We start from the raw sequence: 26,147 nt of genomic DNA on the forward strand, positions 1-26,147 counted from the left end.
CGAATAAATGTAAAAAATACAGTTAGTTTTACCGATTTACCTGAGATTAAATGAATAGATGGATAAAGTACATCTAATATGAGGGAGATTGGAAGTATTGTCGATTTTGGAGAAAATTAACTGCAGAAAATCCATCTATTGCTCCCTAATGAGGAAAATGGGCAATAATAACAACATAAATCCATTTAATTTGTTTGTGGCGGTGGAGAATGGTTTGGCTGGAGAAGTAGCTGGAGAAGTAGCTGGAGAAGTAGCTGGAGAAGTAGCTGGAGAAGTAATAGTTGAGGCAGATTGGTGAGTCGGTCGGATGAAAAAAACCAGATAACATCCGATAAATCGGATGCTATCTGGTTTAGTTAGGTTTACTACGCTGTCACTCATCCTAGAAGGACTCGATAGACATTTTTCTTATTCTAGTCGATGATTTCAAGAATATCGTCAATTTCTTTACGCGCCATTTTACCAGGCTTATCCTTCGGATAGCCAAGGGAAATGACCATGTTAATTTGATACTCTGCTGGAATCTCCAGGTATGCTCGGATTTGATCCTGTGCTAACAGCACAGGGCCTGTCATAGGGCATGTAGCGAGTCCTCTAGCGTGCGCAGCAAGCATCAGGTTCTGCGAAGCTAGGCAAGAGCTCTTGATGCCTTCTTCGGCCCAAACATGATCATCGACCAATTGAATCGGGTCGAAGATGCGATCACGGAATTTGGATTCATAAGGTGTCGCCAAACAAATGATGAGAACAGGCGCGTCGGAGAACGCTGTTGCGTAAGGTCCGAAGGATCTCACCAGCATGCGTGCTTCTCTGGATAGCCCTTTCTCCTCGGCAGCCGCGGCACGTAAATGCAGCTGGTCCCAAGTCAATTGCTCAATATGTTTGATCTTCTCTGTATTTCGAATGGCGATAAATTTCCATGTTTGTGAGTTCGTATCGCTGGGAGCATAACGAGCACAGTCGATAATTTCACGAATATCTTCAACTGCGACGGTTTGCTCGGTAAAGTTGCGGATGCTGCGTCGTTCTAGAACGATGGTTTTGAAATCTTCATACATCATAATAAATGTGTACCTACCTTTGCTGCTCATAATGTTCATCTTGGATTATTACTTGGTACTAAGACTATATCCTTATTATAGGGGAGATCATCAAGGAGTACAACTGCTGTTACTCCCAATATGCTCAAGTACTAAGGAAGTAAGCATTGTCTTATCATCGACTAGGAAGGGCTCCCTCATTCTTTTGAAACAAATACGTGCACAGAAAGCCTATAGCTGACGTTATTGATAAGCATGCTGCAATCATATAAACGGTACTTCCACCAGCTTCGTTATAGATCCAACCGCCTGCCGTGCCGCTTATCAAACCAGCTATACTAGACCAGGCGACAGCGAATATGGCTTGACCTGAAGAGCGGTACTCGTCCGGAATAATTTGACTCAAATATCGATTCGCTGTGAAGAGGAAAACACCGAAAGTTAAGCTATGTAGAAGTTGAATGCCGATAACCCAAACTGGATCCTGAATGAAACTCATCATGACGAAGCGGAAGGCGTAAATCACGCCAGCAAAGGCAAGTAAGGGTAGTTCCTTGAAGCGATGCCCGTGTCTGCTGAGATAGAAAAAGACCGGAATTTCACTGAGTGCGGATGTCATCCACGCATATCCGATGAGTGAATCTGAAGCGCCGAGCTGACGCATATACAGTGCTAAGAAGCCATCATTGAACCGATGTGAAACCGACATGATGATTACCAGTGCAAGGAACCAGATGAATTTCTTGGAACGGATAATATTCACCATGCCGCCAAAGGCCATTTTTTTGCCGCCTTGACGTGTATCTTTCAGCAGAAAAAGAATGATTAATGTACAGCCTATCGTTATAAAAAGCAAGATAGGTGTAAGTCCCGTTCCATAGGCTCGTAGGATTAGGCCGAAGCCGCCAGCTGAAACTGCGAAGCCAATGGAGCCATACACGCGGAAAGAGGCATAGCTTTTCCCACTCGATCGGATATGCAGCATGACTTGACTGTCATTCAAGGAGTTCACGGGCTGTTGGAAGAAGAAAAATGCTGCCAAACAGACATAGAGCAGGGAAAACCAACCTGCGGTAGAAACCAAGATGGCAGTGACGAGCTGGCCGAGGATCAGAATAATCATGATTTTCTTGACGGTTTGAAACCGGTCGCTCAGGAACCCCCACAATAGGTTGGTTGCAATGCCGATCAGTGGTCCGATGGCATAGAGCAAGCCGATTTGGATCTTAGAATATCCTTTATAATCGAAATAAAGCGGGAAAAAAGTCACGACAATCCCCATCGTCATAAAAAATGAAAAAGTAAACATTTTAAGCAATCGATCATTTCTATCAATCGCATTTGAATTTGCCAAGCGTAATCATCACCATTTCGTTACATATTTTCTTGAAGTTGATTAGGTTGTTGCACATCATTAGTTCGTTTGAGCACATAGATGACGACAAGCAGTTCTGCTAACATGCCCACAGATTGGGCAAGAGCGCCGATCATCCCGTTCCAGCTAGGAACCGTTGCAATGGCAACGAATAAAGTGATTACCGTAATAGTAGCATTCGCAGATTGCGAGAAAACCATGATTTTTGTTTGGCCGCGCAGCATAATAATCCCATTCATATAATCAAGCCAAGGGAATACAATCGTCATGATCATGAAAATTCGCATGGCACTTAGGCTTGCTTGCTTCAGCTCTGCGTTTACACCCATGACGTGAGTCATAAACCAAGGGCCGATCGGCGTATAAGCGAGTATGGCAATTAGTGCTCCTGGAATGAAGCTAAGCAAGAGAATGAATTTTTTGACACGCACAGCATCTTTGCGATAGAAATTTAAGACGATTTGATGTATGTAGGAGAAGAAACTCATCACTAACTGTGTTAAGGATCCAGCGATCGCAAAGGATGAGATGGCTAGATGGATATGTGTTGTTTTGCCTAACATTGCATTAATTGATGGTCCAATAATGACTGCGATAACAGATGAATATAAGAGCGGTTTGTAAAAGCTGAAAATTTGCTGCTTCGTCTCAATTGGATGATTGGGTGCTTTCTCCGGAATAACATGCTTGAGTAAGCTTGTCCCCTCCCAAATCGCAACAGCTGCTTCAATGACCATACCAACAAGGAAAATAATGGCGCCAACTTTACCACTGGAGACATTATCCGTCGTGATGAAATATAAAGATAAGAAATACATCGCGATAATCCGTACGCCCATGCCGATAGTGAGCCATTTGGTACGCATATTGAAAATGATAATTCCGTGAAATAAACAACGCAAACCAGAGAAGATGCTTACATACATGAGGATGCGATAAACACTTAATGTAGCAGCTAGCATTTCACGTTCTACGCCGAAAAAATAAAGAAACACCCATTCTCCAACCGGTGTGTAACAGAGTATGAGGCCAAGCAGGATGATACAGGCAAAAACGTATGAGCTGACAACGCCCATGGCACGGAACGAAATCCGGTCCCTGACAAGTGCCGAGCAGGCTTGTCGTAGCAATACAACGGGTCTTTCAGTCAGTCCTAGTAGACTTAGGGGAATGGCATAGCTGGCGATGACGACCTCGGGATTATCAGCCCTAGCCAAGGTGCTGTTAATAATAACATGCGAGAGGGTTACAAGCGTTGCAGAAAGTCCGAGGGGGAGGAAAAAGGAGATGAGCTGTTTCCAAGTGATGGTTTCCTTTACTGTCTTAGCATTCATCCAAATCGCACTCCTTCGCGTTTTGCAAACATTTCTTAAGTATATCAGAAAATGAAATCGGGATGACATACAATTTTAACTGGAAACCGAAGGTTTGAAGTGATACATTTAAAGGTAGAATGTTTCTTGAATAAGACAGACAGTTTTGCCTGCAAGGAGGTACACAGGAATGAACAGCTATTTTCAGTATGATGAGAGACTCGGCATTGAGATTCCTGTTTTGGAGTTGGAGTGGGAAATGTATGATGCTGCTGTTCGCATAAATCTGTTATTACAGTGGGAACAAATACGAGGCGTTATTCCAGATCGAATTATGAAATTGGAAGCACAAATTATTGAAAAGCAAAATAAACTCGATAAGGAAGACGATTTTGTAACCTCCTGCCGTTTGAATTCCGATATTGCTGACTTGGCTTCAATCATAAATGATCTTCATCTCTGGTTCAGGACTAATCAGGATTTGGAATCAAAAACCCACCATTAATGGTTGTCAATGAAGGGAGAATGACTGCATGCATAGCAATAAGGATGGGAATAACTGGTTAGGAACAATAGCGAAACCACTTCTGGAGCATCTCCCTGCGCTTTATCCAATTGAAGAGTGGGACGTCGCGATGGATGCACGGATTGAAGGACTTTCAACATCCTTGATTACGGAAGGAAGTCCTGAGCAACTCCCCTATGGATTAGCTATTAAAGCAGGCTTGTTTCTTCTAAATGAAAGTCTAGATAAATCTCACGATATATCGCAGGAAATTACCAATCCAACCGGAAGTTACTGGCATGCGCTAATGCATCGGATGGAAGGCGATTATAGTAATGCGAAATACTGGTTTAACGATGTTGGTCATCATCCTATTTATTCTAATCTAATCCAATTTGTAAGAGATAATCTATCGCTCAAAGACTTCATGGAATTGGACAATGAAGCACTTCGACATAAGCTTGAAGTACTTGTAACATCGCCAGTTTGGAATCCATACGTATTTATTGATGTGATTGAAATTCAGGTATCGCTTGTTCAGAATCCTACAGTTGATAGTTGGTTACGCCAAATACAGCGATCTGAAATGCAATTATTACTTCAATTCTGCTATGAACAAAGTTGTGGAGGAAGTTTACTTGAAGCAATTGGACAAAAGTAGAATAAGGAGCCATGCGAAGGTTCCGCAGGGGCCAATTCGATTAATGATTAGTGTGTATCGCTATATTTTACCCGGTGTCAATGAACAATTGAGCTTCTGGAAAAGTAGAGCGGCAAGTATTCCCGATGAAGAGCTTCGTACGCAAGCGCTAGCAAGCATTGCAACGAAGCAATTTCATTGTCAAGGAGGAGCTGTGTATGCAGCTGCTCATTTATCGATGCGCCATGTGCTTATTCCACTCATCGTCGCATTCCAGTCCATCAGTGACTACTTGGATAATTTATGTGATCGAAGCACGTCGCTGGATCCTAAGGATTTTCGACAATTGCATCAATCTATGCTAGATGCAGTTGATCCTGCGAAGCCTTTGCATGATTACTATGCGTTCAGAGATGAGAAAGAAGACGGCGGCTATTTAAAAGACCTTGTTCAGCAATGCCAAACTTCTATTAGCCAAATGCCATCGTATTTGAAAGTGGCAGACCAGGTCAAAGAGTTCGTAGGCTTATACTGTGATTTGCAGGTGTACAAGCATATTCGTAAGGATCTACGCGAGCCACAGCTGCATCAATGGTGGGATGATCATCACCATAAATATCGTCAGATTGATTGGAATGAGTTTGCAGCTGCAACGGGTTCAACCTTAGGCATGTTTATGTTATTTTTGGGTGCGTGTGATCCGAATCTGACGGACAAGCAAGTGGAATCCATCCGGGAAGCTTATTTTCCTTATGTGTGCGGACTTCATATTCTGCTTGATTATTTAATTGATCAGGAAGAAGATATTGTAGGTGGAGACTTGAATTTCTGTACCTACTACGATTCGTTAGATATAACCGTAGAGCGAATCGCTTTCATTGTTCAAGAGGCGAGAAGTAAAATTTTGTTCTTGGAACATCCGAGATTTCATCGTATGATTATCGAAGGTTTGCTTGCTCTCTATTTATCTGACCCTAAGGTCAACAGTCAACATCAAGTGAAGAAAATCTCAAAGCGTCTGATGAAAAACAGTCCTTTAACCAGGCTGTTTTTCTGGATAAATAGTATGTACATCCGTACGACATCATGAATGTCATTCACAAGAATTATGAAGGAGGAAATTTAATATGTCAGCAGTAAAATCAATTGCCGTTTTAACCAGTGGAGGAGATTCTCAAGGTATGAATGCAGCGGTTCGAGCGGTTGTTCGAAGTGCATTATACCATGGGCTCGAAGTGTATGCCGTTCAGCGCGGATATCAAGGTCTTATTAACGATGATATTCGTAAAATGGACTTGCGTAGCGTAGGTGACATTATTCAGCGTGGAGGAACGATTCTCCAAACAGCTCGTTGTAAAGAATTTATGACACCTGAAGGACAGCAAATGGGTGCAGACAACTTGCGTAGACGCGGGATTGACGGCCTAGTTGTTATTGGTGGAGATGGTTCCTATCAAGGAGCGAACAAGCTTAGCAAATTGGGTATCAAAACGATGGGCCTTCCGGGGACAATCGACAACGATATCCCATTCACTGATTTTACAATTGGGTTCGATACAGCTGTAAGTATCGTTGTGGATGCCATTAATAAGCTACGGGATACGATGACATCTCATGAACGTTCATCGGTTGTCGAAGTTATGGGACGTCATTGTGGTGAAATTGCCCTGTATGCGGGACTTGCCAGCGGTGCTGAAACCATTATTGTGCCAGAAGTGAATGTGAATGTTACCGAGGTTGCTAATCGGATGAAGGATAACTTCAACCATGGCAAACGTCACAGTATTATCCTTGTAGCTGAAGGTGCAGGAACTGGTGAAGGCATTGCGAAACAGATCACGGAAACGAACGGGATTGAACCTCGTGTGACCGTTCTAGGTCATATTCAACGTGGTGGTGCACCTACGCATAATGACCGTATCTTGGCAAGTCGTCTAGGTGATTTTGCTGTTCGCAAACTGATGGAGGGTGATTCTTCCAAAGCTTGCGGTATTATCAAAGGTGAGCTTGTGGCAACGGATATCGATCTTGTTGTGAACACGAAACGTACATTTAACATGGAGCTATATGAATTGGCTAGCCGTTTGTCTCAATAAGCCTAAATTTTATGAACAGGTGTTGATCTTCATTTGTATTTCGGCTATAATAGCGAACAACATATAAATCGACATCATGTCTATGAAGAGCTTCCAACTCGGAGACGTTCATGATCGGAAGGATGCTTCATAGCCTTCTCTAAATAAACCGGCACCGCCCGTTATCGCGGAACCAAGCGGATGATGACCATTCATGTCATCATCAAGTTGGGTGGCACCGCGAGCAGAACGCTCCTCGTCCCAATCGGACTGAGGGCGTTTTTTGTCTTTTTCACCTATAAGAAGAGGAAGCGGTGACGGAACATGCTGGAAATCAAATGGATTCGAAACAACCAAGATCAAGTGAAAGCAGCAGCGATTCGAAAAGGTGTAGAATGCCACGTTGAGGAACTGCTCGTAGTCGATGAGAAGAAAAGGGAATTGCTGGGCCAAGTCGATCTGCTGCGTGCAGATCGCAATCGTGCCTCAGAGCAAATTGCGTCGTTAATGATGCAGAGGAAAACCGCCGAAGCAGAAGGCTTGAAGGAGCAAGTCCGTGGCTGGAATCAGAGCTTAGTCCTACTTGAAGCGGAATTGAAGGAGTTTGAACTGAAGTTCAAGGAACTCATGCTGAAAATACCGAATCTAGCTTCGCCTGATACACCAATCGGTGGGAGCGATCAAGAGAATGTAGAGATTAAGGTCGTTGGAAATAAGCCGACTTTTAACTTCGAGATGAAAGATCACCTTCAGCTTGGTGAAGCGTTGAACATGATTGATGTTGCTCGGGGTGTCAAGATTGCAGGTAGCCGCAATTATTATCTCAAAGGGATGGGGCTTTATTTGCACAGAGCTGTTCAACAGCTAGCCATTGACTTGCTTACGGATCGTGGATTCACCGTCATGGATGTACCGCTTATGGTGCGGGAGGAAACACTGCTGAATGCCGCTTTCTTTCCAGCAGGTAAAGATCAAACGTATGAGCTTCCTGAGGACAACACATGGTTAGTCGGAACTTCGGAAGGTCCGTTGATTTCGTACTATGCGGGGGAGATCGTCGATCTATCGGAGGGGCCGATTCAGCTAGCTGCCGTATCGAACTGCTTCCGGAAAGAAGCGGGCTCAGCGGGAAGAGATGTACGAGGCTTATATCGAGTCCATCAATTCGCCAAAGTTGAGCAAGTGATCCTCTGCGAAAATAATGCAGATGAGGCAGATCGCATGCTGCAGTTGATTACACAAAATGCCGAGGATTTACTTGCTTGTCTAGAACTGCCATACCGCGTTGTAGCGGTGTGCTCGGGGGACATGGGGGCCAAAAACTACAAGCAATTCGATATTGAAACATGGATGCCTAGCCGAGGGGCATACGGTGAAACGCATTCGTCGTCGAGCCTGCTGGATTTCCAAGCTAGGCGCAGTAATTTGCGCTATCGGGATCCAGAAGGTGAGTTGCGTTATTGTTACACACTGAATAATACCGCCGTTGCATCGCCGCGGATCCTTATTCCATTGCTTGAAAATCACCAACAGGCAGATGGCTCGATTTATATCCCACCTGCGTTGCGACCGTATATGCGGGGACTGGAAGCCATTAGCGTTTAATCATAGAAAGCCCCTTATCCTAAGTGTTTCAGTAGGATAAGGGGCTTTTTGTTGAGAGTGGCGGATTTACTTTGGCTAAGGTGCTTGCTGGCTTACTGACTGCTGGGTTCCGAGCTTCTGAGCTCCCGAATCCCTGGACTCTCGAATCCTTGAACTCCCGAATCCCTGGACTCTCGAATCCTTGAACTCTCGAATCCCTGAGCTCCCGAATACCCGAACCCCGCCAACTCCCAAATTCTTCTGCTCCAGCGCACCAACTTATCCGCTAACGGACATAGAGGACGCTATTTGGCTTAAATATGAACCTTTAAAACTCTAACGGTCACAGTGGATGCTATTCAGCAGAATTAGCTCTTTATTCGAGTTGAAATGGCACAATAACGACAATCATGTCCGTTAGATGAACAAACATCCTTTTTGTGTAGAAATAACGATCATCATGTCCGTTAGAGTTTGCAGGCTGAGCCTGACACCAAATTAATAACCCTCCGCCAAGTCCACAACGTTGATCATCTCTCCGCCATCCAGCATCACGCGCAAATTGTGATAGAAAATGGCAGAAACGCGATCCGTATAATGTTCAGATGACCCAGCAATATGAGGGGTTAGGATGACATTCTTCATGCTCCACAGTGGGGAATCAGCAGGTAAAGGCTCTTGCTCAAAAACATCTAACGCTGCACCAGCAAGTTTGCCTTCCTGCAAGGCTTGAATCAAAGCACTTTCATCCAGCACATCACCGCGAGCTAAGTTAATGAAAAAGGCGCTCGGCTTCATAAGCGCTAGATGCTCTTTTTGCAAGAAGCCCCGCGTTTTCACTGTGCTTGGAAGTAGAACGACAATGAAATCGCTTTGGGATAGCAGCAACTGAAGACCCTCTTCACCGTGAACGGTTGTATCGCAGGCGGCTTGTGGTGTCCCCGAACGATTCAGGCCGATGACCGACATATCGAACCCTTTGGCTTTGCGAGCAACAGCCTCACCGATGGCACCAGCCCCGATAATCCCAATCGTTTTACCGTGCAATTCACCAAAGCGAACTTGATTGTCCCACACGTGCTGCTGCTGATTATCATGAAGTAAATTAGCTTTCCGAACCCATTGCAGCATGAGACTCAGTGCGAATTCACTCATTTGAATGGTGTGAACACCTCTAGCATTCGTGACAATCACTTGACGTTGATCTAGCTCCGCAAGAGGCAGTTTATCAACGCCTGCGGATAAGGTTTGCACCCACTTCAACTTCTGAGCTCGACTGACGATGTCAGGGTGTAATCGACCTGCCGAGATGATCACATCAGCATCAGGGAGCAGATCGCCAGCATCCTTGGAAGAGGAAAACCAATGAAACTGGATGCGCTCTTTCAAATCTTGAGGGATTTGCTCTTGCATTGAAGTTAGATTCATACCTGTTACAGCAACTATTTTCAGCATATCATCACATCCTTTTTGATTTTTGAAATGAATACTACCATGATAAATGAAATGGAAACCCAAAGTAAACTCGGACCGCATGCAGAAATACCCCGAGAGCCTACATAGCTCTCGGGGTATTGACATAGTTGGCTATTAATAATTTACGTTAGCCGTGTAATTATTGTTGGCATTCCATAATAAATACTCATTAACGCCGTTATCCTTCAATGCTCGAATCTGCTCATCTAATTCATGCTTGCCGTATTTAATATAGCCTGGCACCCAGGAAGCAGTGAAATCTTGTATCCAAGGGCGGATAACCGGCTTCCAGCCTTTCTTATCAATGGCTTCCAGCTTCTTATTGGTATCCTTGGAAGCACCATTGATTGTGGCGTAAGGTGCAGCATCAGGTACTTTGGAGCCGAACCAACCCGTACTGTAATGGCTTGGATAAATCATTGGAGCAATGACATCGACATTCTGTGAGATTTTCTCGAAATCTTGACCGATACCTTCTGCTGCCGGAACAGACGCTGCATATCCGAAAATGTCGACAGAGACGCGAACACCCAGTGGAGATAATTGCTCTCTCGCATATTTCACGAAAGAAGAGACCGCATCAATCCGTGAACGCTCATCTTTGGTATATTTGAGAATGTCTGATCGTTTCTCGAAGCCTTCTGGGAAGCGAACGTAATCAAACTGAATTTCTTTGAATCCTGCTTTGACAGCTTCTTTGGCAACGGCGATATTGTAGTCCCATACCTCTTTGCTGTATGGATTGACAAAGCTGTCAGCCGGTTTTTTCCCGTTATCCCACAGTGTACCGTCTGGATTAACGAAAGACAATTCCGGTTTTTTCTTAGCAAGGATGGTGTCTTTGAAAACGACAATACGTGCAATTGGATAAATGCTATGTTCTTGTAGTGTAGTCATCAGGCCTGGCATATTACCAATGATTTTCTGGGTTGTTCCCATGGCATCAAGCTCGGCATTCCCGGTCTCCCAAGTAATGTATCCCCAGTCATCTTTCACGTCGATAACCATCGCATTCAAATCGGTATCATCAAGTAGTTTTACAAGCGTATTGAGTCGTGAACCGCCAGCACTATGTGCAGTGGAGTAGATCCCTTTAACAACAGGAGCATCTTTCTGTGGATCTACCTTGTTAACAGGTGCGAGTGGATCCGTTGCGTCCGTAGGTGTCGCAGGCGTGACGGGTTGAACGATAGCAACAGCGTTCTTCGCATCTAGCGAAGCTTGCACAAGCTGTTCAAAGCTTGCATCGGGGTTTGCGGCCGTAACATTACCCCAGATAAGGGCAAGTGAGGCGAGTAATATTTCCATGATGTATAAGTCCACTCCAATCCTTGTTTCTAGCTTTCATTATAAGCTAAGCGGGAAACTACGCACAGAGGAAATTTGTAGGCTTTTGTAGAAGCTTGTATGAGTCGTTTGGCACATGAGGTACAGTCTTGAGTAGGATGGATGTAAACAAAAACACCTAGAAGCTTGGCCTCCAGGTGCTTGGACTTACTTATTCGATTCGCTGTTCGATACTTCAGGGTTAATTTCTTTCCGTGTAGTCGTAGGTTGATCATCCGCGGATGAGTTGCTGCCGTTTCCATTTGTTGCATCTTTGAACTCGCGGAACATTTTGCCAAAACCTCGACCAAGCTCAGGCAGTTTATTAGGCCCAAATAAAAGCAGGGCAACAATCGCAATTAGAATGATGTGCCAAGGAGATAAAGCTCCCATTCCAGACACCTCCAGTAAAATTTATCTTAGCTATATTATATCATGGTCTTATCATAACCCATATAGCCTATTTATTACAATTTTAATAACAGCATGGGCAAAAGGCATGCAAAAAAAGACACCCTCAATGGTACAGGGTGTCCTTATGATGTTCCGAAATGCTAAATTGAATAATTTCCATGACATCTTCCGCTGCGAGTGCCTCTATACCGAACCGTAGCACGATCTCGGATTCCAACTCATTGCTGGTTAAAGAGGGATACAACTCGGGCGTTAATTTCATTACAATCCTGGATAATTTGACTGTCTCCACAAGCATCACCCTTCCAATCAGAAGATTAGAATAAGAACTACGCCTGAACCTACCATCGATGAAAACCAGAACTATATGAAATTATATTCATTATAACACAATTCAAAATGGAATAAAGGGGCAGTTGGCTTATTTATCACTTGGGCTTTCGGAATTCCCCTACAACACCGACCGTTTCCACAATATTCACGAACGCTTTCGGGTCTATCTCTTTAATAATTCGCTTTAATTCTACGAGTTCATATCGCGTCGTAACCGTCATCAACATATCATGCTGCTGCTTCGTATAGGCGCCTTCCGTTTTAATAAGTGTTACCCCTCTCGGGATCATGAGCAGCTTATTAATAATGGCATCCTTATGCTTCGTTACAATGAACGCGGTTACTTTGATGTGGCGGATATGTATCATATCTACAGTTTTTCCGCTAATGAATATTGCTAACATTGAAAATAATGCAAGATCCCAATTATCTTTGAAATAGCCGAGAGCGACGATAACAATACCGTTCATTGAGGATAAGAAGGTGCCAAGAGGGAAGTCGTATTTACGAGTTAAAATTAGTCCGACAATGTCAAACCCGCCGCTGGATCCCCCGATACGGAGCGTGATTCCGCTGCCAATACCAATAAGAACACCACCAAAAACAGCTCCTAACATGGAATCTTTAGCTACGAAGTTCATAGGAATAATTTGCATCATCCATGTGGTTAAGACGACAGAGGCAACGCTGATCATGATGAAACGTTTACCAATGGAGACAAGTCCCCAAATCATGAGTGGCATGTTAAACAATAAGTAAAGAAATCCGATATTATAATCTGTAAAATAACCAATAATCATGGCAATACCTGAAACGCCACCGCTAAGCAGCTGATGGGGAATGAGAAACATATTGAAGCCGACCGCGACAAGCAGTGCGCCAACTAGAATGATAAAAACATCTAGCGCCTTTTTCAAAACAAATCACCTCTAAAATAGTATGCAGCATATTGCAAGTATAATTCATTCTTATAAAACTGCAATCATTATTTAGGCAATGGTCAATTAATTTGAATTACATAAAAAAAGCTGTGTCCATAGATGGACAGCAGCTTGTGAGTGAAATTTATCGGCGCTTGAAGGAGCCGGTTTTCTTGGTGGTACTTGGCTTACTTGTACTCGGTTTACTTGTTGATGGTTTCGTTACTTTATTAGCAGTTGAACCATCATTCTTACGCGCTGTTGAGGAGCTTCCAGAGCTTGGATTTGCTGCACCGCTCGTGAATCCGCCCTTTCGATCGGACGTAGTCGGCTTGGTTTCCTTGGTGGAACCCGTAGTCGGTGTTGTTGCTTTGTAAGTCGGCGTCTTCGTGTAGCCGCGGTAGTCATAAGAAGATCCTCTATTGTTATTCCAGCCGCCACCGAATATAGATTGAAGCAGTGAGGCGGTTAAATAGCCTTGTAAGAAGGAGGAGTCATAATGGCTCTTGGCATATTCAATGCTATCGAGTTGAACTAATGTATTTTTGCTATCACTGGGATCTTTCTGGATATTGATAACCTTGTCCTTATAGACAAGGAACATCTGATCCTCAGATTCCTTACTCTTCTCTTTGGGTGTTTCTTTGGCAGCCAGTTCATTCGCGACTGCGGGTACATTCTTGCCTTCAACCGAGTAAACCTTAGACATCGTGGTTCCCTTGCCATCAACGCTTACTAACGGATATTCATCCTTAATATAACGTCCGGCATCTGCGCCGCATGCGGTAAGAAGAGCGATAATAAGTATGAAGGAAAGCCATGAAGTCCATCTCTTCATTATCTGGTAGTCCTCCTTTCAGGTGTTTCCGAAACATGCTTCCATGATAACATAGCTTTATCTAAGGAGTCGATTTCAAAAATTTAATTTGATTGCCAGGTGTGCGTTCGCCTTCAAGAGCAACGAACTTGCCATCCTGCCATTGAAGGAAGAAGAAGCGCTGATCCGGTCCGAAATATCGCCAGAAGATGATATCATCGCCGCTGCGAAAATCGGTGTTGCCTTCTGTTCTTGAGACGTCGTTGCGATGAAATTCTAGATCGAAAGTGACATCACCGTCTAACTCTAACCGGGTAGGCACATCATTGGGATCATCTAAAGCTCCTTCGATAAAACTACATAAGAAGCAATCATAGGTTCTGCCTTTTTCCACAATCAAGCACTGAATATTTTTACCGCTTTGTAGATAATAAGCATAGCGATGTGGAGCAAATCCGCGGTCAAAATAAACGACTTTACCGGAGATGACATATTCCTCTAAGTCTACATTTACAATATCGCCAACACGTGAATCTTCAAGTGGATTGCCGACGGCTGCTGTTGTAGGTGGTTGCTTCTGACTGCGAAGAATGCTGCTAACACGTTTGAATATGGACATAAGAAACTCTCCTCTGTACGATTCCGTTTTATTGTTCTCCCCTTTAATACGAGTTGCTTATTCATTCGGTTTCGTTCGAATCGTTAAAAGTAGCCACTGGCAATGTGTGTATCACCTGTGCTATAATATTTTAGATGTTCTTAAGGGCGGCCAGTTGGATCATGGAAGATGACGAATCGAAAGTGTAATCCACCAAGAAACTATAGAGACGGATAGGAAGTCGTACTTAAGGGTAAAAAAGATACAAGGCATTAGCCTGCCCTGTACAAAAGGAGATTGAATTTATTTGAAAACATTTCAAGAGTTTGGTTTAGACGCATCGGTACTACGTGCGATTACGGAAATGGGCTTTGAAGAGTCCACACCAATTCAAGAGAAAACAATACCATTGGCCATGGAAGGCCGTGATTTGATCGGGCAAGCACAAACAGGAACTGGGAAAACGGCAGCGTTCGGGATTCCATTAGTTAACAAAATTAATGTAAAAGAAGAGCGTATTTCGGCTTTAATCATGTGTCCAACACGGGAACTTGCCATTCAGGTTGCGGAAGAGGTTGAAAAACTCGGTCGTTTCAAAGGCATTCGTTCTTTGCCAATTTACGGTGGACAGGATATCGTGAAACAAATTCGCGCTTTGAAAAAGAAACCGCAAATCATTATCGGAACACCTGGACGTCTTCTTGACCATATTAACCGTAAAACAATTAAGCTTGATGATGTTCAAACGGTCATTTTGGATGAAGCGGATGAAATGCTAGACATGGGCTTTATGGATGATATCCAATCGATTCTAAAGCTTGTACCAACAGAGCGTCACACAATGTTGTTCTCTGCAACTATGCCTACGAACATTCAAAAATTGGCTCAACAATTCTTAACGAATCCAGAGCACGTTTCTGTAATTCCTAAACATGTAAGTGCGCCTCTAATCGAGCAAGCTTACATCGAATTGCATGAGAAACAAAAATTCGAAGCATTAAGCCGTTTGATCGACATGGAAGCACCAGATTTGGCTATTATCTTCGGACGTACAAAGCGTCGGGTAGATGAGTTGGCAGAAGCTCTTCAAAAAAGAGGCTATGCGGCTGAAGGTCTTCATGGTGACTTGTCCCAGAATCAACGTGATAATGTAATGAGAAAATTCCGTGATGGCAGTATTGATGTTCTAGTTGCAACTGACGTTGCTGCTCGTGGTCTGGACGTATCCGGCGTTACTCACGTAATTAACTTTGACCTTCCGCAAGATCCAGAAAGCTACGTTCACCGTATCGGCCGTACTGGTCGTGCTGGTAAAGAAGGTACTGCTTGGACTTTCGTAACGCCAAGAGAGATGGACCACTTGCACTTCATCGAGAAGGTTACTCGTCATAAAATCAACAAAAAACCTTTGCCAAGCATTGCAGAAGCTGTTGAAGGTAAACAAAAAATGACAGCTGAGCGTATCTTGGATATGCTTCAAAAAGAAGAACATCAAGAATTTAAAGGCCTAGCTATTCAATTGCTTGAGCAATACGATTCCGTTAACTTGCTTGCAGCAGCGATGAAGCTTCTTACAGGTGACAAGAAAGATCTGAATATCGAATTGACACCAGAAGATCCGATTCGTGCAAGAAAGAAAAAATTCGATGTTCGCAGCTCAGGTAGACGTGTTGGCGGTGGATACGGTTCAGGATCAGGTTCAAGCGATCGTCGTCAAGGTGGCGGCGGTTACGGTGGATCAGGTTCAGGATCAGGCAACTCCTCAAGCGGTGGTTCACGTTACCCGCGTAAGGATAGCAGAGATTACGGTTCAAACAGAGAAGGCGGAAGCAGTTCAACTTCGAGAAACCGCGAATACGGAAGCAACAACTCCGGAAATCGTGATCGTTCCAGAGCGCCGCGCAAAAGTGAAGATACACTTGTAAACAAATAAGATATAGCACTTAAAAGGCGGAGATCCTTAGGATCTCCGCCTTTTTTTACCATGTATATGGATTAAAGTACAAATGAGCTAGTGATGATAACTAACAAGATGAAAAGCACCAAAATAGCACCTGCGGATGTTCCAACTGGATGAGACATAATATCAACCTCCTGAAGAATGATTTAGGGGTGATGCGTCTAGACAATACTATATTATGTAAAAGTACCTATAACGACTAGACGGCTACCTATATGATGAAAAATAGGCTATAATTAAGTACATATACAAATAAGACATGCTATCGTCATGTCAGCAGTTAACAACGTAGAAAGTTTCCTGAAGGAAACGCTAAGGAGGAAGCAGTTTTGGAGTTTAAGGGAGTTATGGGAGGACTGTACAGAATATCGGAGTGGATTATGCGGTTATCCGTTATTAATTTACTTTGGATGCTTTGCTCGATTCCGGTATTCTTTTTCCTCTTTATGGGGTTAGTGAGTCAAACGCCGGACGCTTTGAAAGCTACGCTGCCGATTCTTGCAGTTTTGGCACCGTTTACTTTATTTCCTGCGACAACAGCTATGTTTGCAGTAGCTAGGAAATGGGTGACCGGAGAAGAAGATGTTCCTTTGTTAAAAACATTTTTCCGTGGATACAAAGAAAACTATTTGCAAAGTATGCTTGGCGGTATTTTCTTCGTACTCATCTTCGTAATTATTGCTGTGAACTATTTCTTCTACTTGAAACAGGGCAGCTCATTGAGGGTACTAGCCGTTCTCTTTATTGCTTTCACCGTAATCATGATTATTGCTTTGTTTAATTTCTTCTCTATTATCGTTCATTTGCACATGAAGATTTTTCAAATTGTCAAAAATTCGATTTTAATTACAATTGGTAACCCGATCAATTCGATTGTTTTGCTCATTTGTAATGGTGTTATTGTTTATATTTGCTTAACGAAGTTCAATTTCTTCTTAGTCGTATTCTTTATGGGTGCGATTGTTGCAACATTCTCCTTCTGGCAGTTTAACCGAAGCTTTACGAAACTTCAGACGAAACAACAGGAACTGGAAGAGAAGGAACAGCAACGACTCGCAGAAGCCGAAGCGGCAGAAGAAGGTAATGATGAAGCGAGTGAGAGCGCAGTTAATGAATCTCCAATTAGCTTGCATAAAAAAGTTGAGAATGACAAGACTAAAGATTAATCCTTCCAGTTGATTATCAGCGAGGTAGGATCTATAATAAGAACACAGAAGAAATCTGCGATGCTCGTAACGGTTTTAAGTTGTTTTAAACCAATGACTGTTTCTAGGGAGACCTATATTGAAGTGTGGCTGACATGCCCTCGAAAGGGGACCTCAAATACACGTCTGCGGACACCCACCTGCGAGAGCGGGTTTGAAGCACCGAAACCGGACGGCATAGGCGGGTTTCTTCGAACAAAAAAGAGGTTGAACAGGCATCATGCCTGCTCAACCTCTTTTTTTGCGTTCTTACCGGTTCTCATTGCTGCTCGGCAAGATCCGTTAACTGATGGAACGTGCTTTGAAGTGTCGGATATAAACTGCGGTAGATTTTATAATAAGCTTCATATTGAAGTTGGTTAGCCGCATTCGGTTCTACGCGATCTGTGACTTCAATCCAATCTTCGCATAATTTCGTAATATCGACTTTGAGAACGCCGGATGCAGCCATGATCGCTGCGCCATAGGCAGGACCATCCGTTGAATTGACCGTCACGACTGGAATTCCAAAGATGTCAGCGATCATTTGACGCCAGAAAGGACTTCTAGCTCCGCCTCCGTTAACACGAAGCTCCGTAACTTCGATTCCGGATTCTCGAATCAATTCCATAGAATCGCGAAGCCCGAAGGTGATACCTTCAAGTACAGCGCGGGTCAAATGGGCCTTCTCGTGTCTTAGGTTTAGCCCGATGAAGGCACCGCGTGCTTTCGGATCAGGATGCGGTGTACGCTCCCCAGATAAATAAGGAAGGAACAATAAACCTTCACTCCCAAGTGGTGCTGTAGCCGCTTCTGCTGTTAGAATTTCGTATACATCTTTGCCTTCTTGCTCAGCGCGTGCAAGCTCTTCGCTGGCAAAGTGATTGCGCCACCACTGGAATGAGCCGCCAGCCGCGAGCATAACGCCCATGCGGTGCCATTTGCCTGGCACACCGTGACAGAAGGAATGAAGCCGGTAGGCTTCATCCACTTGGTAGGTGTCGTCGTGGACGAAGACGACGCCGGAAGTGCCGAGCGCCACCGAGGCGATGCCTTGGCGGACGACGCCAACACCAACGGCGCCGCAGGCTTGGTCGCCGCCGCCGACAACGATCGGCGTGCCTGGGGCTAAGCCGGTCAGCACTGCTGCCTCCGGCAGCAGGTGCCCGGCAATGTCGCCGGACTCATAGAGCGGCGGCAGCCACTCGAGCGGGATCTCTAACCGCTCAGCGACGGTTTGCGACCAGCTGCGATGGGCTACATCGAGCAGCAGCGTGCCGCTGGCGTCGGCCATGTCCATGCCGAACGCACCCGTCAGGCGCAGCCTGACGTAGTCCTTCGGCAGCAGCAGATGCCGAACGCGGGCGTAGTGCTCCGGCTCATGCTGCCGGAGCCATAGGAGCTTGGGCGCGGTGAAGCCGGTCAGCGCCCGATTGCCTGTGAGGCGACCGAGCTCGGCTTCGCCGACGGTCGCTTCGATGTAGGCGCACTGTTCCGCGGTGCGCTGATCGCACCAGAGCAGCGCAGGCCGGATGACCTGCTGCGCCTCGTCGAGGAAGACCGACCCGTGCATCTGGCCGGAGAAGCCAATACCAGCTACAGCGTCGCCCGATACGCCAGTGTTAGCTAGGAGTCCTTGTATGCCTGCAATCGTGGCATTCCACCAATCTTCAGGATGCTGCTCAGCCCAACCTGGGTGCGGTTGTTGCAGCGGATATGGAGCAGAATGGGAGCCGATAACCGTACCGGCTTCATCCACTAGAATGCATTTAATGGCAGAAGTACCTAAATCTAAACCCATAAAATAAGCCATGAGATCACCCTTTTATAATGAATTATGGTCATTGCTTCGATATTCTTTGTTTGTTTATTGAATATACAAAGATATCTTATTCAATAGTATTCGCCCACGCTTACAAATATCCTTCTTTTTCAGTCGATTATTCCTATGAATTTTTGCGTAGAAGGGCATCCTTGAAAGAATAGATCATCCTTAATTATAAAAGTGGTAAAACTTGTCTCAAAACTTTCCTCAGGGAAAAACAATTTCATTGGAACATAAATGTTTACCTGTAGCATAAGATGAGGTTATGTAGTATACTACATATAAATGTTTCCCTAGAACAACATTATTGGTCTTGTGAAAGAAGGGTTAAGCTATGGATATTGCGAAAAAAGAACCAGTTCAGGATCCGATCGGATGGCGTAAGGATTCTTCAATGCCGAGTCTACCTGAAGTTCATCATAGTATGAAAGTGCCTAAAAAAGCTGGCTTTTTCAGAAAGCTGTTAGCTTTTGTGGGACCTGGCTATCTGGTAGCTGTCGGTTATATGGATCCAGGTAACTGGGCGACAGATTTGGCCGGTGGTTCCCAATTTGGATATACACTACTTTCAGTCATTTTAATTTCTAATCTAATGGCCATACTTTTGCAAGCTTTGTCTGGTCGATTAGGTATTGTAACAGGTCGAGATTTGGCGCAAGCGTGCCGTGATCATTATAGTAAGCCCGTTTCTTATGTGCTTTGGTTTCTATGTGAGCTTGCGATTGCTGCTTGTGATCTAGCTGAAGTCATCGGTGCCGCGATTGCTTTGCAGTTATTGTTCGGGTTGCCGCTCATCTATGGGGTGATTCTAACGGCCTTAGATGTCATCCTGGTGCTTATGCTGCAGAAGAAAGGCTTTCGCTATATTGAAGCGATGGTTATTAGCTTAATTGCCCTCATTATGGTTTGTTTTATTATGGAGCTTATTTTCTCCCGACCTGAATTTGCAGCTGTAGCTGCAGGTTTCATTCCAACAACAGAAATTGTAACGAATCCAGCCATGTTGTATATTGCCCTAGGTATTCTAGGTGCGACTGTCATGCCGCATAATTTATACTTGCACTCCTCCATCGTTCAGACGCGTAAAATTGAACCTACAATTGAAGCAAAGCGCGAAGCGATCAAATTCTCAACCATTGATACAACAGTTGCCCTAATGCTAGCATTATTCGTAAACGCGGCAATTCTCATTCTTTCGGCGGCAGCTTTTCATTCGGCTGGGAAAGAAGTAGCGGAAATTCAAGATGCCTATCATCTCCTTGGACCTATGTTGGGTACAGGGGCAGCAAGCATACTGTTCGCTGTAGCACTACTTGCATCAGGTCAGAATTCAACGCTTACCGGAACGCTGGCCGGCCAGATCGTCATGGAAGGATTTCTGAACATTCGTCTAACTCCTTGGCTGCGCCGGTTGATCACTCGGTTAATTGCCATCATACCTGCGGTCATCGTGATTGGAATCTACGGAGAGAGCGGAGCGACGGATCTACTCATTCTCAGTCAGGTTATTTTGTCCTTGCAATTATCTTTTGCTGTGATCCCGCTAGTTACTTTTACTTCAGATCGTAAAAAAATGGGTGTGCTCGTGATCCCGAAATGGATGGCGGTATTGAGTTGGTTTGTTGCCATTTTAATCGCGGCATTAAACGCATATTTGCTATATTCGACATTTTTTGGATAATGGCATATATGCTTAACTAAAATCGGGGGAGAAATCCCTCGATTTTTCATTTACCTCTTTTTCTAAAGCCTAATCAATGGTATTATAGAGAATAGTGTTGAAATGGCAAGTGGTCTACATGCACTTCATTGAAGGGGGAAAGGGCTTTTGCTAAAGAGAACTTTAATCGGATTAGTACGTAGTCATGAAACGACAGGGGAAAAAGCTAGAGATCCTTTACTTAAAACTAGATATTTTAAGCTGCCGAAGGAGCAAGTTTGGGAAGAGGTAACGGCTGTATTAAAGAAAACACCAGGGTACAAGCTATTACATGAGGTCCCGAACGTAGGAGAAATCCTTGCCGAGCGCAAAACGGTTACTGGAAGAACCCAAGACGTAACATTGACCTTATTTGCCATTAATCCTGTGAAAACAGCTGTTGATATTTATTCGGCTTCACGCGGTTCGATGGGGGATCTTGGATCCAATTATCGTACGATATTAGATATTTATAAACAATTAGATCGTAAGCTTGCTTCATATAAAATTGATGGATAACAAAAACAGCAGGGAAGCTTGGCCTCCTTGCTGTTTTATTTTACATATAGCCGTTTAGTTAATGTGGATTAAACTAATTTTTTAACAGCTTCTACAGCTGCTTCATAGTTCGGGTGAGATGTCATTTCGCCAAGGTACTCAACGTATTGAACAGTGTCATTAGCGTCGATTACGAAAATAGCGCGCATATCTAATTGAATTTCTTTGATCAATACGCCGTAAGCTTCGCCAAAGGATTTTGTTTTGTAATCGGATAATGTGATTACTTTGTCGATGCCTGCAGCGCCACACCAGCGAGCTTGTGCGAAAGGAAGATCAACGCTGATTGTAAGAACAGCAACATTGTCGCCTAGGCCAGCTGCTTCTTCATTGAAACGACGTGTTTGTGCATCACAAACGCCTGTATCTAAGGAAGGAACTACGGAGATCAATTTCACTTTACCTGAGTAATCAGCAAGTGATACTTGCGTCATCAAATCTTTGTTAACTTTGAAATCAGGTGCTTTGTCACCTACTTTAATTTCGGGTCCTACCAAAGTGATAGGATTGCTTTTCAGGGTAGCTACACCAGTACGTTCTTGTGCCATTGAATGATTTCCTCCTTTATTATCCATGCTAAATAACAACTCACTTATTATAAGCTTTTTACAGATAAGTTGTCCAATCGTTGCTATCAAGCTATAATCGGAGTCAAAGAAGGAGTTTTGTTTCTTCATCATGTAATCAAGTCGGGGGATTTACTCAAGTGGAATTAAGACAATTGCAATATTTCGTGAAGGTTGCTAGGAAGCAGCACGTGACACAGGCGGCGGAAGAGCTGCATGTCGCACAGTCTGCGGTTAGCCGACAAATTCATATGCTGGAAGAGGAACTAGGCGTTGATTTATTTGTTCAAAAGGGGCGCAATTTACATTTAACCTCGGTGGGGCATTTATTTTTAAGTCGAGTAGAAGGTATTCTTACGGATTTAGAACGTGCGGTGGGTGAAATACATGAGTTTCTTGATCCAGAGGCTGGCGAGATTCGTATTGGGTTTCCGCATAGTTTGGTTATCAATTTACTACCTGCTGTTGTCGCGGCATTTAAAAAAAATCATCCGAATGTGAAGTTTAGACTGCGTCAAGGTACATACACATCATTAATTCGTGATGTTTCGAGAGGTGAGATTGATCTCGCTTTTATTTCACCCTTTCCGAAATCCCACGAGCATGTGACAGGTGAAATTTTATTGACAGAAGAGCTATATGCAATCATTCCTGCCAATCATATTCTGGCGGACTATACGTCAATTCGTCTTGAGCAGTTGAAGAATGAACCTTTCGTTATGTTTAGTGAAGAGTATACGCTTCGAACGATCGTGATGGATGCGTGCCAGAAGGCGGGATTTGTACCTAAGATTGAGTTTGAAGGTGAGGAGACGGATACGATTCGTGGGCTTGTTGCCGCGGGTATGGGTGTCAGCTTACTTCCTGCGATGGCTTTATTGGAAAGTGGGCAAACACAGCCGGTCAAAATAAGAGTAACAGATCCTCAAGTTACAAGGACGGTCGGTTTGATTTGTCGTAAGGATGTAAAGCTGCCTCTGGTGGCTGAAGTGTTTCGACGTTTCTTATATGATTATTTTAAATGAGAAAAGCTCACCCTTACAGGTCATGAACTTGTAAGGGTGAGCTTTTGTTTTATTAATCATCGTTATTGCGACCATTGAAAATCATCAGGTACTTGAGAAGCTCAAGTACGGAGATCAAAGCAGCAGCTACATAAGTGAGTGCGGCAGCATTCAAAACCTTAGCCACTCCGCGTTCTTCTTCATTAGAGATGAACCCTTGAGCTACCATTTGATCGCGTGCTCTTGAGCTGGCGTTAAATTCAACAGGTAGCGTTACTAATTGGAAAGCTACGGCTGCTGCGAAGAAGATGATACCGACACCCAAGAGCCAGGGGATCTGCTGGAAGAAGAAACCCGCTAGGATCAGAATGGGAGCCACACCGGAAGCGAAGTTAACGACAGGGAACATCTTGTGTCTTGCGACGAGCATAGGGTAATGGACTTGGTGCTGAATAGCGTGACCTACTTCGTGACAGGCAACAGATACGGCTGAGATGGAACTCTGGAAGTAAACAGGCTCTGACAGACGTACGGTTCGAGCCATTGGATCGTAGTGGTCTGTTAATGTCCCAGGTACAGCTTCAACGGGTACATCGTAAAGTCCATTAGCATCTAACATTCGTCTTGCGGCTTCGGCGCCAGTCATGCGTGAGTAGACAGGTGCGCTCGACCATTTGTTAAAAGTTCCTCGCACTCGGAATGAAGCCCACATGGAAAGGCCGAATGCAATGATAATTAGGAAATCCATCGGGTGAAAAAACATAGGGCATTCCTCCGTATTTCAATTATGAGAACGGATTTTTACCTAAAAGGACAATAAGTGCTTCGATACACGCTGCGGTCGGTTGTGTCAGAATATGATACAGCTTTTTTAACTGCTTAGGCTTCAATTGCTGAACAAGTGGGCTGAGTTCTTTGGCTTCCTTCATTAATTGTTCGAGATGCAATTGAAGAGATGTGAGCTTATCTGTCACAGTATCATCGGAGGTCACTTTACTCCATTGCTGTAAGTTTACTTTGATTTCCTCTAAGGTATATTTCTCGTTCTTCATTGTTTCAATACGCCTCAGTCGGTGCAAAGTTTCATCACTGTACAGACGATAGTTCGTATCGGATCTTCTTTCGGGTTCGATTAAGCTCAGCTTGGTGTAGTAATCAATGGTTCGAGGGCTGACATCAGCAAGCTTGGCGAGCTCTCCGATTTTATAAAGCTTCTCATTCCCCATGCTAAATTCACCTCTACTCCAATGGTTTGAATTTCTTTCTTCTATATATAAACATGATACCTGATATTAAACCGTACAGTCAAACGTGATGCTTCGAAAAGCTGACATTGGATAATGGTGTAAAAAAGGTGTTTTTAGAACGCCTATGAGCCGAAACACGAATTATGCCTGTTTCATGTCAGGTTATTTTTCGCTTTTTTCAATATTTTAACGAAAATCCTATTGTCAAACCCAAATATCCTGTATATAATGACATTAAGAGTTTCATTACATGTTACTTAATCTAACATTAAAGGAAGTGGTCGTATGGTTAAGAAATTGTTGTTAGCTTTCGGCGTTATGTCATTACTGTTCCCTACACTCGCATTTGCAGCGGATGAGGCGACAGCACCACAACTACAGAGTGCAATTGATGCAGTATGGGTAATGTTAGCAGCAATCTTAGTCATCTTCATGCAAGCTGGTTTTGCACTTTTAGAAGCGGGGTCAACTAGAATGAAAAATGCCGGTCACGTAGCCGGTAAAACGATTTTAACTTTCGGATTATGTGCCATTGCATTCTGGGCAGTAGGATTTGGTTTCGCCTTCGGTGATGGTAATGCATTCTTCGGAACGACAGGTTTCTTCGTAACAGGCTTAGAAGATCAAGCGACTGCAGCATTTGGATCACTTTCTGCCTCCGATGTTCCAATCGGTATTAAGTTCTTATTCCAACTTGCTTTCGCAGGTGTATCCTTGGCTATCGCTTGGGGCGGATTTGCAGAGAGAGCGAAGTTGCCGGTGTACTTCATCTTCGGAATTTTGTTCACAGTTGTTATTTATCCAATCGTTGCACACTGGGTATGGGGCGGCGGATGGTTGGCTAAATTGGGCATGCAAGATTTCGCGGGTTCAACCGTAGTTCACTTACAAGGTGCGACAGCGGCATTAGTAGCAACCATCTTGCTTAAACCGCGTATTGGCAAATATAATAAAGATAAAACGCCAAATTTGATTCCAGGTCACAACCAAGTATTGTCTGTACTCGGTGTAATCATTCTTTGGATCGGTTGGTTTGGTTTCAATCCAGGTAGTACACTTAGTGCAATGAATGATGGATTCTTCGGTTATATCGCATTGACAACGAATATGGCTGCTGCGGCAGGAGCTGTAGCTGCATTAATTATCTCATGGATGTACTTCGGTAAAGCGGATATTCCTAGTATGTTGAATGGTGTTCTGGCTGCACTTGTTGCCATCACTGCGGCATGTGCGTTCGTAGACGCTTGGGCGGCGATTGTTATCGGTGCTGTTGCTGGTATCGTGACATTCTTCACAGCACAATGGTTTGAAAGAGCTGGAATCGACGATCCAATCTATGCATTCTCTGTACACGGTATCGCTGGTATCTGGGGTACACTTTCCACTGGCTTGTTCGCAACGCCTGAGCTTTCCGCGAAAGTTGGTGTTGGTGGTGCAGGTTTATTCTACGGCGGTGGCTTCCACCAATTAGGTATTCAAGCGCTAGGTCTTGCTGGAGCTTTGGCATTCGTACTTGTTCTTTCCTTCATTATTCTAGGTATTCTTAAAGCTACAATTGGCCTTCGTGTTACGGAAGAAGAAGAAATCATTGGTCTGGATCTATCTGAGCATGGTTCATATGGATACCCAGAACAAATGAAAAAAGCAGCTCAAAACGGCATGTCCGTTTAACAACATATATTATTTCT

26 protein-coding genes and 1 other RNA gene are annotated in these 26,147 nt (G+C 44.0%); 13 read left to right on the forward strand and 14 right to left on the reverse strand.

The features are described 5' to 3' along the window. The first annotated feature begins 97 nt into the window (after window positions 1-97). Window positions 98-298, forward strand: a complete 201-nt coding sequence (locus GC096_RS25070; protein ID WP_171634014.1) for a hypothetical protein — start codon at window positions 98-100, stop codon at window positions 296-298. A 115-nt stretch (window positions 299-413) separates the two neighbouring features. Here the strand turns inward: GC096_RS25070 and GC096_RS25075 are convergent, their stop codons facing one another. From GC096_RS25075 to GC096_RS25085, 3 genes are all read right to left on the reverse strand, one after another. Continuing rightward, on the reverse strand, window positions 414-1,061 hold the full coding sequence (locus GC096_RS25075; RefSeq protein ID WP_171634322.1) for a nitroreductase family protein: 648 nt from the start codon (window positions 1,059-1,061) through the stop codon (window positions 414-416). 154 nt (window positions 1,062-1,215) lie between these two features. Next, entirely contained in the window at window positions 1,216-2,394 is a 1,179-nt protein-coding gene (locus GC096_RS25080) for an MFS transporter (protein ID WP_246302933.1), read from the reverse strand. A 20-nt stretch (window positions 2,395-2,414) separates the two neighbouring features. Continuing rightward, entirely contained in the window at window positions 2,415-3,749 is a 1,335-nt protein-coding gene (locus GC096_RS25085; protein ID WP_171634015.1) for a multi antimicrobial extrusion protein MatE, read from the reverse strand. Window positions 3,750-3,918: 169 nt separating this feature from the next. On the opposite strand from GC096_RS25085, the gene GC096_RS25090 reads away from it, so the two are divergent. The 5 genes from GC096_RS25090 (at window position 3,919) to serS (ending at window position 8,553) form a co-directional block, all read left to right on the forward strand. Continuing rightward, entirely contained in the window at window positions 3,919-4,233 is a 315-nt protein-coding gene (locus tag GC096_RS25090) for a hypothetical protein (protein ID WP_056616352.1), read from the forward strand. Window positions 4,234-4,261: 28 nt separating this feature from the next. Further along, the gene (locus GC096_RS25095) at window positions 4,262-4,894 is read left to right on the forward strand and encodes a hypothetical protein (protein ID WP_171634016.1); all 633 of its coding nucleotides are present in this window, start codon (window positions 4,262-4,264) and stop codon (window positions 4,892-4,894) included. A gap of 43 nt (window positions 4,895-4,937) precedes the next feature. Then, window positions 4,938-5,963: a tetraprenyl-beta-curcumene synthase family protein gene (locus GC096_RS25100; RefSeq protein WP_171634325.1), complete on the forward strand. Its 1,026-nt coding sequence runs from the start codon at window positions 4,938-4,940 to the stop codon at window positions 5,961-5,963. Window positions 5,964-6,000: 37 nt separating this feature from the next. Further along, on the forward strand, window positions 6,001-6,969 hold the full coding sequence (gene pfkA, locus GC096_RS25105) for a 6-phosphofructokinase (protein WP_171634017.1): 969 nt from the start codon (window positions 6,001-6,003) through the stop codon (window positions 6,967-6,969). Window positions 6,970-7,272: 303 nt separating this feature from the next. Continuing rightward, on the forward strand, window positions 7,273-8,553 hold the full coding sequence (gene serS, locus GC096_RS25110; RefSeq protein WP_171634018.1) for a serine--tRNA ligase: 1,281 nt from the start codon (window positions 7,273-7,275) through the stop codon (window positions 8,551-8,553). Between the two features lie 477 nt (window positions 8,554-9,030). On the opposite strand, the gene GC096_RS25115 is transcribed toward serS, so the two are convergent. From GC096_RS25115 to GC096_RS25145, 7 genes are all read right to left on the reverse strand, one after another. Then, window positions 9,031-9,987, reverse strand: a complete 957-nt coding sequence (locus tag GC096_RS25115) for a D-2-hydroxyacid dehydrogenase (protein ID WP_171634019.1) — start codon at window positions 9,985-9,987, stop codon at window positions 9,031-9,033. A gap of 135 nt (window positions 9,988-10,122) precedes the next feature. Then, complete coding sequence (locus GC096_RS25120; protein WP_171634020.1) at window positions 10,123-11,316, reverse strand: putative glycoside hydrolase; 1,194 nt, start codon at window positions 11,314-11,316, stop codon at window positions 10,123-10,125. Between the two features lie 186 nt (window positions 11,317-11,502). Beyond that, window positions 11,503-11,727, reverse strand: coding sequence for a Sec-independent protein translocase subunit TatA/TatB (locus tag GC096_RS25125; protein ID WP_171634021.1), 225 nt, complete (start codon window positions 11,725-11,727; stop codon window positions 11,503-11,505). 124 nt (window positions 11,728-11,851) lie between these two features. Next, window positions 11,852-12,046 (reverse strand): hypothetical protein, encoded by a 195-nt coding sequence (locus GC096_RS25130; RefSeq protein ID WP_056616326.1) that lies wholly within the window; start codon window positions 12,044-12,046, stop codon window positions 11,852-11,854. Window positions 12,047-12,176: 130 nt separating this feature from the next. After that, window positions 12,177-12,998, reverse strand: a complete 822-nt coding sequence (locus GC096_RS25135) for a YitT family protein (protein WP_171634022.1) — start codon at window positions 12,996-12,998, stop codon at window positions 12,177-12,179. A gap of 148 nt (window positions 12,999-13,146) precedes the next feature. Continuing rightward, a complete protein-coding gene (locus GC096_RS25140; protein WP_171634023.1) occupies window positions 13,147-13,839 on the reverse strand; it encodes a DUF4247 domain-containing protein in 693 nt (230 codons plus the stop codon). Between the two features lie 61 nt (window positions 13,840-13,900). Next, on the reverse strand, window positions 13,901-14,437 hold the full coding sequence (locus GC096_RS25145) for a DUF4178 domain-containing protein (protein WP_171634024.1): 537 nt from the start codon (window positions 14,435-14,437) through the stop codon (window positions 13,901-13,903). A 286-nt stretch (window positions 14,438-14,723) separates the two neighbouring features. Here GC096_RS25145 and cshA point away from each other — a divergent pair, with 286 nt between their 5' ends. The 3 genes from cshA to ssrS all read left to right on the forward strand — a co-directional run bounded on the left by cshA (window position 14,724) and on the right by ssrS (window position 17,773). Beyond that, window positions 14,724-16,349, forward strand: a complete 1,626-nt coding sequence (gene cshA, locus GC096_RS25150) for a degradosome RNA helicase CshA (protein WP_171634025.1) — start codon at window positions 14,724-14,726, stop codon at window positions 16,347-16,349. Window positions 16,350-16,705: 356 nt separating this feature from the next. Next, window positions 16,706-17,542 carry a YesL family protein gene (locus GC096_RS25155; RefSeq protein WP_171634026.1) on the forward strand — a complete coding sequence of 279 codons (837 nt, stop codon included), beginning with the start codon at window positions 16,706-16,708 and terminating at the stop codon, window positions 17,540-17,542. Between the two features lie 49 nt (window positions 17,543-17,591). Beyond that, a non-coding RNA gene (ssrS, locus tag GC096_RS25160) (6S RNA) lies at window positions 17,592-17,773 on the forward strand. A 67-nt stretch (window positions 17,774-17,840) separates the two neighbouring features. On the opposite strand, the gene xylB is transcribed toward ssrS, so the two are convergent. Further along, a complete protein-coding gene (gene xylB / locus GC096_RS25165; protein ID WP_171634027.1) occupies window positions 17,841-19,373 on the reverse strand; it encodes a xylulokinase in 1,533 nt (510 codons plus the stop codon). A gap of 346 nt (window positions 19,374-19,719) precedes the next feature. On the opposite strand from xylB, the gene GC096_RS25170 reads away from it, so the two are divergent. Continuing rightward, entirely contained in the window at window positions 19,720-21,066 is a 1,347-nt protein-coding gene (locus GC096_RS25170; protein ID WP_171634028.1) for an Nramp family divalent metal transporter, read from the forward strand. Between the two features lie 147 nt (window positions 21,067-21,213). Further along, on the forward strand, window positions 21,214-21,603 hold the full coding sequence (locus GC096_RS25175; RefSeq protein WP_056616306.1) for a DUF1499 domain-containing protein: 390 nt from the start codon (window positions 21,214-21,216) through the stop codon (window positions 21,601-21,603). Between the two features lie 68 nt (window positions 21,604-21,671). Here the strand turns inward: GC096_RS25175 and tpx are convergent, their stop codons facing one another. After that, entirely contained in the window at window positions 21,672-22,190 is a 519-nt protein-coding gene (gene tpx / locus GC096_RS25180) for a thiol peroxidase (RefSeq protein WP_171634029.1), read from the reverse strand. Window positions 22,191-22,348: 158 nt separating this feature from the next. Here tpx and gltC point away from each other — a divergent pair, with 158 nt between their 5' ends. Continuing rightward, window positions 22,349-23,233 carry a glutamate biosynthesis transcriptional regulator GltC gene (gene gltC, locus GC096_RS25185; protein ID WP_171634030.1) on the forward strand — a complete coding sequence of 295 codons (885 nt, stop codon included), beginning with the start codon at window positions 22,349-22,351 and terminating at the stop codon, window positions 23,231-23,233. 52 nt (window positions 23,234-23,285) lie between these two features. Here the strand turns inward: gltC and GC096_RS25190 are convergent, their stop codons facing one another. Continuing rightward, window positions 23,286-23,975, reverse strand: coding sequence for a zinc metallopeptidase (locus GC096_RS25190; RefSeq protein WP_171634031.1), 690 nt, complete (start codon window positions 23,973-23,975; stop codon window positions 23,286-23,288). Window positions 23,976-23,997: 22 nt separating this feature from the next. Next, the gene (locus GC096_RS25195) at window positions 23,998-24,438 is read right to left on the reverse strand and encodes a MerR family transcriptional regulator (RefSeq protein WP_171634032.1); all 441 of its coding nucleotides are present in this window, start codon (window positions 24,436-24,438) and stop codon (window positions 23,998-24,000) included. A 306-nt stretch (window positions 24,439-24,744) separates the two neighbouring features. Here GC096_RS25195 and GC096_RS25200 point away from each other — a divergent pair, with 306 nt between their 5' ends. Next, window positions 24,745-26,130, forward strand: coding sequence for an ammonium transporter (locus GC096_RS25200; protein WP_171634033.1), 1,386 nt, complete (start codon window positions 24,745-24,747; stop codon window positions 26,128-26,130). The last annotated feature ends 17 nt before the right edge of the window (window positions 26,131-26,147 follow it).

Source organism: Paenibacillus plantarum, from assembly GCF_013141695.1.
GTDB lineage: Bacteria > Bacillota > Bacilli > Paenibacillales > NBRC-103111 > Paenibacillus_E > Paenibacillus_E plantarum.